Here is a 14,674-nt window from a genome sequence, read left to right as displayed (position 1 = left end):
AGGCAGAGGTTAGCTGCCTGTTTTATTAGTTGTTCTATGTAATACTCCTCTTTTGGCCATGATCTGGCGTCCGCAGTTAATGTATGAAGGCATTACCCGGAAAAAGATATCCAGCTCTTCTTTGGAATGCAGCGCAGAAAGACTGTCTATCAGAGTCGAATAGTATTTCCTGTCGAATTCCTGGTGTAAACGGTCACATTCCAATCCTAACTCTGTAGGAATCAAATATAGATTTTTCAGATTCCCATCTTCCTTTTCCTTTTTAATCAATCCCTTTACATGAAGGTTTGAGACGATCTTCGAGGCGGCACAAAGTGTGAATCCCCAGTAATCTGCAATATCTGAGACAATAAGACCAGGATGTTCGATAATATATTGAAGTGTGTGTGCTTCGGTAAAATTCATTACGTGTCCATTTCCGTAGTCGTGCTGTCCTTTATTCCATGGAGAGCATGTAATAGTGTAATCATCTAACATACGGTATGCTTTGATGTAATCAGTATAATCTTCAGGATTGTTCATGTTTTCTCCTATTTAGACGTTACAAATGAGATGATATATATTGTACTATAAAGAATATAAAGTATCAATAAGCCTATATAGAAAATTCTTATATAAGTTCAGATATATATAAAAAAACTATTAACTTAATTAACAATAAAATGTTGATTAAGTTAATAAAATAGAGTATCCTATTTAAAAGATATATGTACGAGGAGGAAATGAAAGTAATGAAACGAAAAATTGCAGCAGTAATCTGTATGCTGGCAATGACGGGCAGTATGCTTGCCGGATGCGGGGGGAACAGTACAGACGAGAGCAAAGGTACAGATGGAGTTATAGGAACAGAGACGGCTGGGGAGACAACTTATAAAGATACGATCGTGTATTCACTCGATGCAACACCGACCGGTAATTTTGTACCGGTGCTGTCTGAGAGTGATTATAATACATCAGTAATGGATGTTGTTCATGCATCATTATTGATTCCAGATGCAGAGGGGAATCTGGAGGATTATCTGGCAGAGAGTCATGAAGTATCAGAGGATGGTACGGTGATTACATTCCATCTGCATGACAATGCCTATTTTAGTGACGGGGAGAAGGTTACGGCAGATGATGTTGCGTTTACGTTTACATATATGAGCGATCCGACGGATGAGAGATGGACAGACCAGACCACGATGATCAAGGGCGCGGATGAGTATCGGGAAGGGAAAGCAGATTCGATTGAAGGTGTCAAGGTCATTGATGAGAACACGATCGAATTCACATTAACAAAGTATTTCCCTAAAGCATTATCTTTTATCGGAGAGACAGGGATTGCTCCGGAACATATCTGGAAAGATGTTCCTTATGCGGAAATAGAGAACACGAGAGAACTTTTGGGTGAGAATACGGTAGGATGCGGTCCATATCATGTGATTGAACTTGTAGAAGATCAATATGTGAAGCTGGAAGCAAGTGATAATTTCTTCTTGGGCGATGTGGCAACCAAGTATTTCATTTTCCGTGTTACGAATGCAGATTCCATTACAACGGAGCTTAAGACGGGCAATGTTGATATTGCAGCAGTTACCAATCTTCTGCAGGCAGAATTAGATCAGATTGATAATGAGGGTTTTGATATCAAATATTTCCCATATGATCTCGTTCAGGCGATTGTCTTCAGTGCATCAGAGGATGGCGGGACACCGGAAGCTGTAAAACAGGCAATCCGCTATGGAATGGATGTGAAGGGATTCATTGAGAATTATATGGAAGGAAGAGCGGATCCGGCTCCGATTCTGATCAGTTCAGGAAGTTGGGCATTCCCAAAGGATGTAGAATATCCGGATGCAGATATCGATGCAGCGAAAAAAGCATTGGAAGACGGCGGATATAAGGATGTGAATGATGATGGATTCGTGGAGGATCCGGATGGGAATCCATATACATTCCGGTTGGTCTATCCGACGGGTCTTACATGTAGAGAACAGTTTGCGGTAGTATTACAGGAAGAAGCGAAAGAATTCGGACTTAATATTGAACTGACGGGTACAGATTTCCCAAGTTTGATGAAGATCATGAAGGATCCGGCTGCTTATGAGGCGTATTTGATGGGAAATGGTGTTGACAGTGTTGATCCGGATTTGTATGCGTTTGGATATATCGATTCATTTGCGGAGTCACAGGAAGCCTATGATCTGATTGCCGAAGCAGCGGAAGAGCTTGATCAGGACAAACGGTGTGAGTTATATAAGGAGGCGGCAGAATATTTGGTGACAGCTCCGACAACGCGCATGTCTCTGTTTTGTCAGGAGAAAGCATATGCATACAGAGATACAATAGAAAATTATGGAGCAGGATCCTTTAACAATTTCTACCATATTCATGAGTGGAAGATGGCAGAATAGATAATCGGATATTTGGGAAGGTGATGTGGGAATAAAGCATCACCTTCTTTTTCCATATCAGCTTTCATGACAAAGGAGAACGGACAAAACATATGAGACGTTATATATGTAAGAGATTAGGCGTATACGCTGCGATCTTTGTAGGGGTTACGATATTGATATTTGGGATGATGATGGCGATGCCGGGCGATCCGTTTTCCGGTCTGATGCTGGATCCCAGCATTCCGCCGGAGTATATTGAACAGCAGCAGGAGAAGCTGGGCCTTAATGATCCGGTACCGATCCAGTATATTAAGTGGGTATCCCGGATCTTAAGGGGAGATATGGGATTCACCTCGGACGGCAGACCGGCGGCGCCTCAAGTATGGGCAGCGATGAAGAATACATTTCTGATCACGATCCCTTCTTTTTTATTCAGTACATTGATCGCGGTACTGTTTGGAATTTATTCAGCGATCCATGTGAATCGTTTTTTTGATAAGGCTGTAACACTTTTGACTTTTTTAGAAGTATCGATTCCCACGTTTTTTCTTGCTCTGACCTGTGTGAAATTCTTTGGGTATGATCTTCAGCTGCTTCCGGTTTCGGGACTGCATTCCCTGACCGGCAATCTGACAGGATGGGCATGTATCCAAGATTCTATTCTGCATATGATACTTCCGGTCTCTATTCTGACGCTGACTCAGACATCCAGTATGCTGCGTTACACAAGATCGTCCTTGCTGGAAGTCATAGGCCAGGATTATGTGCGGACGGCAAGGGCAAAAGGGCTTACCAGGAAACAGGCAATACTGCGGCACGGGGTTAAGAATGCGCTTCTTCCGATGATCACGATATTCTGCATGAGGCTTCCGGTGATTGTATCTGGTGCGTTGTTTACAGAGACCGTATTCGTGTGGCCGGGAATCGGGATGCTGAATTACAACTCTATTATGGGAAGAGAATATTCCATTATTATTGCCATCGCAGCTATGCTGGCTATTATTATTCTGATGACGAACCTGCTGGCAGATATCTTATATATGGTTGCTGACCCGCGGATTCGTTTGGGAGGTGTAAAACAGTCATGAAAAAGTTATGGATGCGTTTGTGCCAAATGCACGGCCGCAAAGAGCTATCAGCGGAGCATCTGTCATTTGGCCAATTGACTATAAAGAGATTTTGCAGGGATAGATGGGCGGTGTTTGGGTGTATTGTCATTCTGGCAGTCCTATGTATTGTCTTGGCGGCGCCTGTTATCTGTGAGTATAAGCCGGAAACGATTGATAAAAGTATGATCCGCAAGGCGCCCGGAGAAGGGCATATCCTGGGAACTGACGATTATGGCAGGGATGTGTTCAGCAGGCTGGTATACGGTGGGCGTGTTTCGATGGCGGTTGCGGTCTGTGCAACGGCGTTGCAGTTGTTTTTCGGAATTGTACTGGGGTCTTTTGCAGGGTATTTTGGGAAATGGGTTGATTCATTTATTATGCGTGTCGCGGATGTATTCATGTGTTTTCCATTTTATATTATAGCGGTATGTCTGGCAGCGATTTTAGGTCCCGGGCTTCGCAATACGATCATTATACTTGGGTTTCTTGGATGGCCAAGCCTGTGCCGGATGGTGCGTGCAGAGATTCTGTCTATTAAGGAAAATGATTTTATTATGGCGGCAAAGTCACTTGGGCTTAGTTCTGGTGAGATTATGTTTCGGCATATTCTGCCGAATGTCATCTCGCCGATCATCGTCTCGGCAACACTGTCTGTGGCAGGGGCGATTATGTCAGAGGCATCCTTAAGCTTCCTGAATCTGGGAGTGAAGATTCCGCAGCCAAGCTGGGGCAATATGCTCTCGTCAGCTCAGAGTATGAATACTCTTATCAACGAATGGTGGAGATGGGTTCCGCCGGGACTTTGTATCATTATCGTGATCCTATCTATCAATTATATAGGCGAAGGCCTTCGCAAAGCAATGACTCCAAAGGCAGGTGAATAGAAGATGGGAAAGATATTAGAAGTAAATCATTTGACCGTAGAATTTCAGACGGTGCAGGGGATTGCATCTGCCGTAAGAGACTTGAGTTTTGATATAAATGAAGGGGAGATCATCGGTATCGTAGGGGAATCCGGGAGCGGGAAGAGTGTTACGTCTCTTGCGGTCATGGGGCTTCTAGATGAGAATACTGCGCGTATTCCCAATGGGGAGATTCTGTTCCGGGGGAAAGATCTGCTGAAATTATCAGAGAAAGAACTTTGTAAGCTTCGTGGTGCAGAGATTACGATGGTATTTCAGGAGCCGGCTATGGCGCTGAATCCTGTTATGAGAGTAGAGAAGCAGCTTCAAGAGGTATATCGGATACATGCGCGTTCCCGAGCTAAGAACTGCCGTGGAGAGCTTACTGCGCTGTTAGAGGAGCTTCGAGTTCCGGATGCCGGACAGGTTTTGAAAAAATATCCATTTGAATTGAGCGGCGGAATGAAACAGCGGATCATGATCGCGATGGCAATGCTCAGTAAACCGCAGCTTATGATTGCAGACGAACCGACAACGGCTCTAGATGTTACAACACAGGCGGAAATTCTGGAGCTTATAAAGATGATGCAGAAGGAGACGGGATGTGCGGTAATTCTGATCACCCATGATCTTGGTGTTATCGCGGAGATGGCAGACAGAGTTCTGGTCATGTATCGCGGACAGTTGGTGGAACAAAGAGAGATCGGAGAATTCTACCGCGGGGCGCGTCATCCTTATTCCAAAGACCTTTTAAGATCCAGGCCGGAGGGATTTGACAGAAGATTCTGGTCGATCCCCGGAACGATTCCAAATGCGTATACACCTCTTACGGGATGCGGATATTGCGGCAGATGCCGCCAGGCGGAAGAAAGATGTCAGGACACCCCGCCGCAACTTACTATTTTCCCGGACGGGAGTCAGGTACGGTGTCACAAATGTCGGGGAGGGATGGAAAATGAGCAATGAAAATCCGCTAATTGAGATAAATCATCTGAAAAAATATTATTCAGTTTCTAATGGGATTTTTACCAATAAGAAAGCTTCTCTGAAAGCAGTCGATGACGTCAGCCTCACTGTCTGGAAGAAACACAGCTTAGGGATCGTAGGGGAATCCGGATGCGGGAAATCGACGATGGGGAAGACGATACTGCGGTTGATCGAACCAAGTGGCGGCAGTGTCGTATTCGGCGGGAAAGAGTTATTTCATGTAGAAGAGAAACGATTTATGGATCAGAAACAGCTTCGTTCTCTTAGGAAGGAGATGGCAATGGTGTTTCAGGATCCATACGGTTCCCTAAATCCGCACATGACAATAGGAGATGCCGTTAAGGCGGGGGTGCTGCGGCATAAGATCGTGCCCAGGGAAGAGGTTGTGGAGTATTGCATTGAGATGCTTTGTGCCTGTGGTTTGGAAAAAGAAGCATATGCTTCTTATCCCAACGAGTTCAGCGGCGGGCAGAGACAGAGAGCAGTTATTGCGAGGGCATTGGCGCTAAGACCAAGGTTTGTAGTTTGTGATGAACCGACTGCGGCGCTGGACGTGTCGATTCAGTCCCAGGTGTTGAACATGATGTTGGACATGCAGGAACAGATGGAGTTTACCTATCTTTTTATTTCACATAATCTGCAGGTGACAAGGGCGTTCTGCGATGAAATAGCGGTTATGTATCTTGGGAAGATTGTTGAGAAAGGAAAAGCGGACGAGGTATATTATCACAGTATCCATCCATATACAAAGGCATTGATCGCATCGCTTCCGGTCAGTGAGCCAGGCCGGAAAAAGGGAGAACGTAAGATTATAAACAGTATTCCGAGTATGATGGACGTACCGCAAGGGTGTCGTTTTCATACAAGATGTCCCTATGCAGATGAGAAATGCAGGACAGAGGAGCCAGAGCTTAGGCAGATCGAGGACGGTCATGCTGCGGCATGCCATAGGGCATAGCATAGAGAGAATAGGAGAGAAGAATAGGAGAGAAGAATATGAACCAGGATATTTCAAGAGATGATTTAAAGCAATGGGAAGATAATTTCAGATCAGGGAAGTCAAATACGTTCTTGCAGAATTCTCTGGTACGGCATGATTTAAAAGAAGTATATGCGGACAGGCATTTGATGCAGGCAGCTCAGATGTGTTTTCCGGAGGAACCCAAGATTGGAGATGTGATGGCACAGAAGCAGTCTGGGCGGTGTTGGATATTTGCCGCACTTAATGTCCTGAGAAGCCGTGTGATTGATCATAAGGGAATGGATTCCAGTTTCCGTTTTTCGGTTCCGTATCTGTATTTTTATGACAAATTGGAACGGGCTAATTTTTTCCTGGAGAGGATTCTGCGGGACAGAGGAATGGATAAGGAAGGGAAGATAGATCGTTCATTATTCTATTATCCGGTCGGTGAAGGCGGGCAGTGGTATATGGTAAAGGATCTGGTTGAGAAATATGGTCTTGTGCCGGAAATAAGTATGCCGGAGACATACCATAGTGAGAATACACAGCAGTTTTGCTCTGTGATTAATAAAATTGTCCGCAACGGTGCCGTTCAGCTGATTCATATGATGGATGAAGAAAAAGCCGAAAAAGAACTGAACGAAAAGAAAGCAGAGATCATGTATTCTGTTTATAAATTATTGTGCAGCTGTCTTGGAACCCCGCCCTCTGAATTTACCTATGAATATAAGGATGCAAAGGGAGAATATCATGTATTAAGAATGACACCCAGGCAATTTGCCGACGAATTCTGCGAGTGTCGGCTGGGTGATTATGTTTATGTGGTTGATACACCCGGGAAAAACAGACCATACCATACCGCAGCCTACGGCTGCAATCAAACCAAAAAGCAAAAAGAATCATCCTATTCGTAGATGCACGTGCTATAATGCACATATACGGTATCTTGTACCAAATCCATCGGGAACTAAATTCCCCTGCAAGCATTCATACGAAAGGATGATCCTATGAACACTATATTAGAACAATTCCAGAAAAAAATCAATGGTACTTTTGCGTTTTTTGACCGCATGATTATAAAAGGTTACCTTTTCCCCTTCTTTTCCGTATCGGGTAGAATGTATTTTTTGTCACAGATGAACCTCCTTCTCAAAGACTTTTCTGCCTATGCAAACCAAATGACCAATGACCTTGTCTCTTATGTTGAGAAAATGGCCGCCAAAGAAGGCCGGCCTTTGGTCTACCTCTCTTCCTCACAAATATCAAAAGAGGAAAACGCTCGAAAAATCCTTCTCGAAAATCCTGTTGAGCAAGGACTGATCTGTATCTTATCTGTTGTGGAAGGATGCCAGACGCTCCAACCAGTAAAGAACTCCTCCGGGCTCCTGGAACTGCGCAGCGTTACCCGCAAATGTAAATACTATTACTTCTATTACCTCGATAAAGAGTTTGGATTCATGCATGTAAAACTCCAAACATGGTTCCCATTTCTGATCCAGGTGTACATCAACGGCAGGGAGATGATGAAGCATGTGTTTGATAAAAACGGGATCACCTACCGTATGTATGATAATTCTTTTTCAGAAATCAGTGACATTCCAAAAGCACAGGAACTGGCAGATCAATTTGACTCAAAAAAACTCTGCCGCCAGCTCGATTTCTTTGCGCATAAAGTAAACCCTTATCTTGATATGCTGGAAACCATCTTCCATCAGGGTTACCACTGGTCTGTTGACCAATGCGAGTTCGCAACCGATGTGATGTTTGAGAGCCGTGAAGCTCTGGAGGATCTTTATCCCTCCCTGGTTGGGCACGCATTCTATGACTTCAAATGCACAGATGTATTTTCCTTTCTGGGACGTAAACTAAATGCAAAGTTTCTGGGAGAAGCAGTCTCCGATTACCGAAAACGCCCAGTAGGCTGGAGGATTAAATTCAAGCTGAAGTCCAACAGTATCAAGATGTATGATAAATTTAACTGCCTGCGGATAGAAATGACGATCAATGACCCAAAGGAATTTAAGGTTTATAAGGAGGTCCATCATAAGGACGGAACGGCTTCCAGGCAGTGGGTTCCCATGGGGAAATCCATTGCTAACCTCTATCGGTACGCAGAGATTTCAAAAACCGCAAACAAACGGTTTTTAGATTCCATGTGCCATGTGATTCCTCAAAAAAGCGTGGAAGAGGAAATCAATCATGTCTGCCAGAAAAAGAAAGTAAAGGGAAAAACTTACAGTGGATATAATGTATGGTCCCCTGAAACCTTCCATCTTTTCGAAACGATTTGTGATGGCAGCTATCTGATCCGTGGATTTACCAACCGCGATATCCGACAAAGTCTCTATAAAAAAGGGGCTGAATCTGCAAAAAGTCGTGGGAAAATGAGCCGGGAGTTTTCAAAACTCAGGGGCCATGGATTGATCCGGAAAATCCCACACTCCAGAAGATATCTGGTCAGCGATAAAGGGAGGCGGGTTATGGGAGCCCTGATTGAAACCAAACGGAAAATCTATCCGGAACTAGCAGCACAATAAACATCCAGCCTGTTAATACTTTTTCTCAAGTCTGCCAAATCGTCAGGCTCAATGTTTATGCCCAAAATCAAAATACATCGTTCTATTTTTATGTTTTGAGAAAGCAATAACATAGAATGTTCACGTTGAAAGATTGCGGAAGTGTGTGGGGGAAAAGAGGAACTTATTATAATCTGCCGATGGAGGAGATCAAACCGCTGCTTCGTGCCCAACTGGCTGCAGGAGAAACAATCTGGTTTGGCTGTGATTGTGCAAATGACATGGATCGTGCTTCAGGCATTATGATGGACAGGCTATATGATTATCAAGGACTTTTTGAAGTAGACTATGAGTTGTCGAAGGAGGAGATGCTGGATTATTGTGAGAGCGGATCGAATCATGATATGGTAATCGCGGCTGTAAAAGAGACAGAGCCGGGACATTATGTATGGAAGGTCGAGAATAGCTGGGGCACCGAGGTCGGCATGCAGGGACGATATTTGATGGATGACAGTTACCTTGAGCGATATGCTTTCCAGTTCGTCATTCATAAAAAATATCTGAACGAAAAACAGCTTAGTGAACTTGAACAGGACCCGGTCGCTTTGCCGGCAAACGATCCGATGGGAATCTGATGAAAAATAAGGTCAGGCTCTGCGAATCCAGAGCCTTGACCTTATTATCATATAAATGCATCGCAGTATCTATTTACGCCGCAGATCATAGGTAAGACATTCCTTAAGGAGCAAGCCCCTTGCACTCGTACAATGAGATACAACCGACTCTTTTGAATGTATACGGTCAAAGGGCAGTATCTATTCTGTCACGCAGCCGACTCCGGCGATAGAAATAATAGATTATGAGCAAGACCGCAGTGGCTATCCATGACATAGGATAGCTTACAAGTATTGTGGACAGTTCATGGTGTCTTGGAACCACCAGAAGGATCCAGGGAAGGCGCACGAAGCATACGCCGCCCAGCGTAATCAGGGTGGGAAACAACACGTCCCCGATACCGCGCAGAGCGCCGGAGAGTATCTCAATAAATACGAAGACGATATAGCTGGGCGTGATATAGCGCAGCATATAGACTCCGATCTTAACGACATTGATATCTGTCGTAAAGATGTGATACAGAGGGCGGCAGAAGACCATGAGGAAGACCAGAAGTGTTCCGCATATGCCGAGAGACATAGCGAGACAGATTCGGACACTTCTGAATATACGGTCGTACCGCCTTGCGCCGTAATTCTGGCCGGAAAATGTTGTGATCGCGATGCCGAATGCCCCGCATACGGTCCAGAATATAGCGTCCAGCTTGCCGTATGCCGCCCATGCTGCGGCAGGGTCCGTGCCGAAGCCGTTCACGGCCGCCTGTATGATGATATTGGTAATCCCGTACATGCAGGATTGAAGCCCGCTTGGGAAACCGATGCGAAGCTCTGCCCTCAGCATAGCCGGCGCGATGCGGATGGAGGCAGGTATCAGTTTCAGCAGATCATAGCTTCGCATCAGCGCCCGTATGACCAGAATCGCGCTGACGGACTGTGAGATGACGGTTGCGACCGCAACGCCTGCAATGCCCAGATGGAAGACCAGTACCATTATGATATCCAGCACGATATTCAGAAGGCAGCAGACGATCAGATAGTATAGGGGACGTCTGGAGTCCCCTATGGCGCGCATGACTCCGGATCCCATGTTGAAGATAAGGACTGATATCATGCCAAGGAAATAGATCCTCAGATACAGGATGGAATCCGTCAGTACGTCTGCCGGGGTCTTCATAGCGGTAAGAAGCCAGGGAGTCAGGAACCATCCGAGAACTGCGATCACTATGCTTGCGATGATGGAAAATGCATAGGCCGTGTGAAGGCTCTCATGAAGGCGTCTTGTGTTCCTCGCACCATAATGCTGTGAGATGATCACTGTGGCTCCGGCAGAAAGCCCGGTAAAGAATCCAATAATAAGGTTGGACAATACGGCTGCCGAGCCGCCGACGCTTGCGAGAGCCTGTTTTCCTACGAATCGGCCCACGATGACGGCGTCTACCGTGTTATAAAGCTGCTGAAACAAAGTACCGATCATGATCGGGAAGAAGAAGATTAATAGCTGGCGCCAGATCACGCCCTCGGTAATCTGGTTCTGAGTTACGTTCTCTTTGGTCATGACATACCTATTCCTTTCTTGTTTTTGCCGTACTAAAAAGGACGATGATTCCCATCGAATCATCATCCCTTCGTAGAACCGCGTGTTATAGCTTAGAAGAAGATATTCCCGCCCACATTGATTCCGGATACTCCGGTGGACGCGGAGCGGAACTGATAGCAGTTAAGGACCGCAGAATGTCTTGCTCCGCCCAAAGCAGCCTGTGCGACGGAATAAGCGGTGGAAGAAGGCCCTCTTGACAGAACCTTCTCGAGGCTTCCGTTCCATGTAGGGGAGAACTGTCCGGATTGATAGACAACTCCGCTTATGGTATTGGGATAGCTGGGGCTTGCAACCCTGTTCATGATGACGGTCGCAACTGCAAGCATAGGATCGTATCCTCCGGCTTCACATTCCAGGATCGCAGCAAACAGTGCCGTATCGCTTACCGTAGCGGGAGTAGAGCCTACATTCGTCGTACCGGAGGGCGTTATGGTCGGGTTATCGTTCGCCGGCGGGGTATTAGGCTGGGCAGCCTGTCCGTTATTAGCCTGCTGATTGTTCGCAGTCTGTCCGTTCGGCGGTGTCACAGGACCTGACACTTCATTGTTCTGAGCATTCCTCAGAGCTTCTTCCGCGGCACGCGCACGTTCCAACTGTGCGGAATAATCCTCCAACCGGCTGGAAGTGGAAGTGATCTTTGAATTCAAGGCCTCCCTCTTCGTGGTAAGGTCGCTGTGCATCGCGGTCAGTTCGTTCTGCTTGTCCTCGAGCTCTTTTTGCTTTTCTTCTACGCTGACGCGGACGTTGCTTAATTCTTCCAGCATTGCCCGGTCATATGTACTTATGGTTGTAACATATTCAGCTTTGTTAAGGAAATCAGCCATGTTCTCCGACGAGAATAGAATCTGGAGCAGGGAGAGATTCCCTCCCTCATACATGAACTTGATCCTGTCTTTCATGGCGTCATATTGCGCCGCTTCATTCAACTGCGCTGCCGCCAGGTCGAGCTTGGCCTTTTCTACTTCGGCGGATAATTCTTCAATCTGGGCCGAAGCGGCATCTAAATCAGCACTCAAAGATGACAACTGGCTATTCAGGTCATTCAAGTCATTCCTCAGGCCGGAAGTGGTGATCTCCAGTTCCTTCGCTGAGGGTGCACAATAAGCCGGAATAGTCACAGAAGCAATTGTTACGGCAGAGACGGCAACAGCCAGAATTGACCGTAATATACGTTTCTTTTCTTGGGTTATCATATAAGTATCCTTTCTATCATTATCGTGTGCTCAATATATTATACAACAAATTGCTTTATAAAGCAAACTTTGTTATTATAGATTTAAAATAAAGATTGCGAGGAACGGCCGAATATGAGAAAATATGAAGAAAACCGGTATATTCTGGAGGAAATAAAGGATCAGATCTACCCATGGGTGAAGGGGGAGCTTGCGGATACCAAGGCGTTGAACGGAAAATATATTTCAGAAAAAGATACCCCTGTTGTGTCATTTATCAGTGGTCTTCGGATTATATTTGTTATAAAGTGGGGCGAGGATGTGTATGAGGTGCTGAAGGATAACATGCTCCCGCCGGATTGTGATGTGGAGGCGCTGTACTATACGGCCTGCGAGAATCTGGTCAGAGACGTGGAATTCGTGATTGCCAATACCTGGTATGGAGGATTTGCGATCCTGGCGGACGGATGGCACGAGGCAAGCTCGCTCTGTTTCAAGCATATCTGGCAGGTATGTGTGGATAAGCTGAAGGACGATCTGGTGATCATGGCGCCGACCAGGGAGACGGTCTTATTTGCCCCGGCATCGAATGAGAAGGCTGTTGCGAAGCTTAAAGAGCATGGGGAACAGACCTTTGAGCAGACGAAGGACCGGATCAGCACAAGGCTTATGTTATTTACAAAAGACAGAAAGGAACTGACAGAATATGAAGATTAAGGTGAGGCTGATCGGAGTAGATCTGGACGGGACATTGCTGACGGAGCAGAAGAAGCTGACGCCATATACAAGGAGCGTCCTTCGGCGGGCAGTAGAAGCGGGTATTATTGTTTTGCCTGCAACAGGCAGGCCGTTTAGCGGCTTGCCGAAGGAATTGGCAGATTTCCCGGGAATCCGGTATGCGGTTACAGCTAATGGCGGAAGGATCGTGGAGGTGAAGACGGGCAGAGCGCTCTATGAGTCCCTTGTGCCGTTTGAGACGGCGGGAATGGTTCTTGATGTGTTCGAGCGCTATGATACCCTGCGGGAGATCTATTATAACGGGATCGGTTATGCCCAGGAGGACGAACTCCGGTCGGTCGGCCGTTATATCAGTTCACCGCAGATGGCAGATTATATTACGGCAACCCGCATCCCTGTGCCGGATGTCAGGGCGAAGTTCGAGGCCGAGCGTCGAAGCCTGGATAAGGTACAGGGATTGTTTGCAACGGTTGCGGACCGGGATGCGGCGCGGGAAGAATTAAAAGCGGTTGCAGGGATTGAGGTTACCGGCGCCCTGGATAAGAATATAGAAGTGAATGCAGAAGGCGTCGACAAGGGCAAGGCGCTCATATGGCTTGGTAAGCATCTGGGAATCAGGAAGGAAGAGATCATGGCATTCGGCGACAGCTCGAACGATCTGAAGATGATGAAAGGAGTCGGGATCGGGGTTGCCATGGCGAATGCACGGGAAGATGTAAAAGAGGCGGCAGACTATATCACTGCTTCCAATGATGAGGATGGAGTAGCGCATTTTATTGAAGAATGTGTATTATAATGAAGGAAGGAGAAAGAGATGTTAGACGTATTGAAGGTAATTATACTGGGAATTGTGGAGGGAATCACAGAGTGGCTCCCAGTCAGCAGCACGGGGCATTTGATCCTCGTAGGGGATATACTGAAGCCGGGGCTCAGCGACGAGTTCATGGAGATGTTCAATGTGGTGATCCAGTTGGGGGCGATCATGGCGGTGGTTGTGCTGTATTTCCATAAGCTGAATCCGTTCTCCCCAACGAAGACGAAGAAACAGAAGATGCTGACCTGGCAGATGTGGGTCAAGGTAGTGATCGCCTCGGTGCCGGCGGCGCTCATTGGACTTCCATTCAACGATATCCTGGATGAATTGTTCTATAAGCCGCTGCCTGTGGCGGTGATGCTGATCGTCTACGGGGTGCTCTTTATAATAGTAGAGAACCGGAATGCGGGTAGCAGGCCGTCGGTCAAGAGAATCTCGGAACTGACCGTTCCGATGCTTCTGATCATCGGGGCCTTCCAGATGCTTGCGCTGATCCCCGGCACCTCCAGATCGGGAGCGACCATTGTAGGCGCGCTTTTGATCGGTATATCAAGAGAAGTAGCGGCAGAATTCACCTTCTTTCTTGCAATCCCGGCGATGTGCGGGGCAAGCCTTATTAAGCTTGTGAAGTTCGGGTTTCATTTTACCGGCAAGGAGTTCGGGCTTCTGATGCTTGGATGCGCGGTATCCTTTGCGCTGTCTATCGCTGCGATCCGTTTCCTGATGGGATATATCAAGAAGAATGACTTTAAGGTATTCGGGTATTACCGCATCATTCTGGGAGGAATTATAGTCATTACTGCGGTAGCTCAGATGCTTCTTGCATAAAGAATAAGAACGTGGTAGAATATCTACTAGCTTGTATTTTTATGCAAAATAATTAATA

At 46.3% G+C, this 14,674-nt stretch carries 14 protein-coding genes; 11 read left to right on the top strand and 3 right to left on the bottom strand.

Going from position 1 to position 14,674, the window contains the following annotated elements; translation table 11 throughout:
* Window positions 1-9 precede the first annotated feature (9 nt).
* Window positions 10-522, bottom strand: a complete 513-nt coding sequence (locus VSQ62_RS22680; RefSeq protein ID WP_334637013.1) for a MarR family transcriptional regulator — start codon at window positions 520-522, stop codon at window positions 10-12.
* Window positions 523-731: 209 nt separating this feature from the next.
* Between VSQ62_RS22680 and VSQ62_RS22675 the strand changes: the two genes are divergently transcribed.
* From VSQ62_RS22675 to VSQ62_RS22640, 8 genes are all read left to right on the top strand, one after another.
* Window positions 732-2,396, top strand: a complete 1,665-nt coding sequence (locus tag VSQ62_RS22675) for an ABC transporter substrate-binding protein (protein WP_334637011.1) — start codon at window positions 732-734, stop codon at window positions 2,394-2,396.
* 92 nt (window positions 2,397-2,488) lie between these two features.
* Entirely contained in the window at window positions 2,489-3,466 is a 978-nt protein-coding gene (locus VSQ62_RS22670) for an ABC transporter permease (protein ID WP_334637010.1), read from the top strand.
* On the top strand, window positions 3,463-4,371 hold the full coding sequence (gene opp4C / locus VSQ62_RS22665) for an oligopeptide ABC transporter permease (RefSeq protein ID WP_334637009.1): 909 nt from the start codon (window positions 3,463-3,465) through the stop codon (window positions 4,369-4,371). The genes VSQ62_RS22670 and opp4C overlap by 4 nt, the downstream gene beginning before the upstream one ends.
* A gap of 3 nt (window positions 4,372-4,374) precedes the next feature.
* Window positions 4,375-5,355, top strand: coding sequence for an ABC transporter ATP-binding protein (locus VSQ62_RS22660; protein WP_334637008.1), 981 nt, complete (start codon window positions 4,375-4,377; stop codon window positions 5,353-5,355).
* Window positions 5,345-6,334 carry an ABC transporter ATP-binding protein gene (locus tag VSQ62_RS22655; protein ID WP_334637007.1) on the top strand — a complete coding sequence of 330 codons (990 nt, stop codon included), beginning with the start codon at window positions 5,345-5,347 and terminating at the stop codon, window positions 6,332-6,334. Before VSQ62_RS22660 ends, VSQ62_RS22655 begins: the two co-directional genes overlap by 11 nt.
* A 38-nt stretch (window positions 6,335-6,372) precedes the next feature.
* Window positions 6,373-7,251, top strand: a complete 879-nt coding sequence (locus VSQ62_RS22650; protein WP_334637006.1) for a C1 family peptidase — start codon at window positions 6,373-6,375, stop codon at window positions 7,249-7,251.
* Between the two features lie 93 nt (window positions 7,252-7,344).
* Window positions 7,345-8,874, top strand: coding sequence for a hypothetical protein (locus tag VSQ62_RS22645; RefSeq protein ID WP_334636885.1), 1,530 nt, complete (start codon window positions 7,345-7,347; stop codon window positions 8,872-8,874).
* Between the two features lie 116 nt (window positions 8,875-8,990).
* Complete coding sequence (locus tag VSQ62_RS22640; protein WP_334637004.1) at window positions 8,991-9,488, top strand: C1 family peptidase; 498 nt, start codon at window positions 8,991-8,993, stop codon at window positions 9,486-9,488.
* Window positions 9,489-9,654: 166 nt separating this feature from the next.
* Here VSQ62_RS22640 and VSQ62_RS22635 read toward each other — a convergent pair whose 3' ends face one another.
* Window positions 9,655-11,022: an MATE family efflux transporter gene (locus VSQ62_RS22635; protein WP_334637002.1), complete on the bottom strand. Its 1,368-nt coding sequence runs from the start codon at window positions 11,020-11,022 to the stop codon at window positions 9,655-9,657.
* A gap of 92 nt (window positions 11,023-11,114) precedes the next feature.
* Window positions 11,115-12,257 (bottom strand): coiled-coil domain-containing protein, encoded by a 1,143-nt coding sequence (locus tag VSQ62_RS22630; RefSeq protein WP_334637001.1) that lies wholly within the window; start codon window positions 12,255-12,257, stop codon window positions 11,115-11,117.
* 114 nt (window positions 12,258-12,371) lie between these two features.
* On the opposite strand from VSQ62_RS22630, the gene VSQ62_RS22625 reads away from it, so the two are divergent.
* The 3 genes from VSQ62_RS22625 to VSQ62_RS22615 are packed head-to-tail and all read left to right on the top strand — an operon-like array spanning window position 12,372 to window position 14,616.
* Window positions 12,372-12,953, top strand: coding sequence for a hypothetical protein (locus tag VSQ62_RS22625; RefSeq protein WP_334637000.1), 582 nt, complete (start codon window positions 12,372-12,374; stop codon window positions 12,951-12,953).
* Complete coding sequence (locus tag VSQ62_RS22620; RefSeq protein WP_334636999.1) at window positions 12,943-13,770, top strand: Cof-type HAD-IIB family hydrolase; 828 nt, start codon at window positions 12,943-12,945, stop codon at window positions 13,768-13,770. Before VSQ62_RS22625 ends, VSQ62_RS22620 begins: the two co-directional genes overlap by 11 nt.
* Before the next feature lie 18 nt (window positions 13,771-13,788).
* Window positions 13,789-14,616 (top strand): undecaprenyl-diphosphate phosphatase, encoded by an 828-nt coding sequence (locus VSQ62_RS22615; RefSeq protein ID WP_334636998.1) that lies wholly within the window; start codon window positions 13,789-13,791, stop codon window positions 14,614-14,616.
* Window positions 14,617-14,674 lie beyond the last annotated feature (58 nt).

The sequence above is a fragment of the Sporofaciens sp. JLR.KK001 genome (genome assembly GCF_036941055.1).
Lineage (GTDB): Bacteria > Bacillota > Clostridia > Lachnospirales > Lachnospiraceae > Sporofaciens.
Note: the sequence above shows the minus strand (reverse complement) of the source record. Positions and strands in the feature narration are given on the sequence as shown.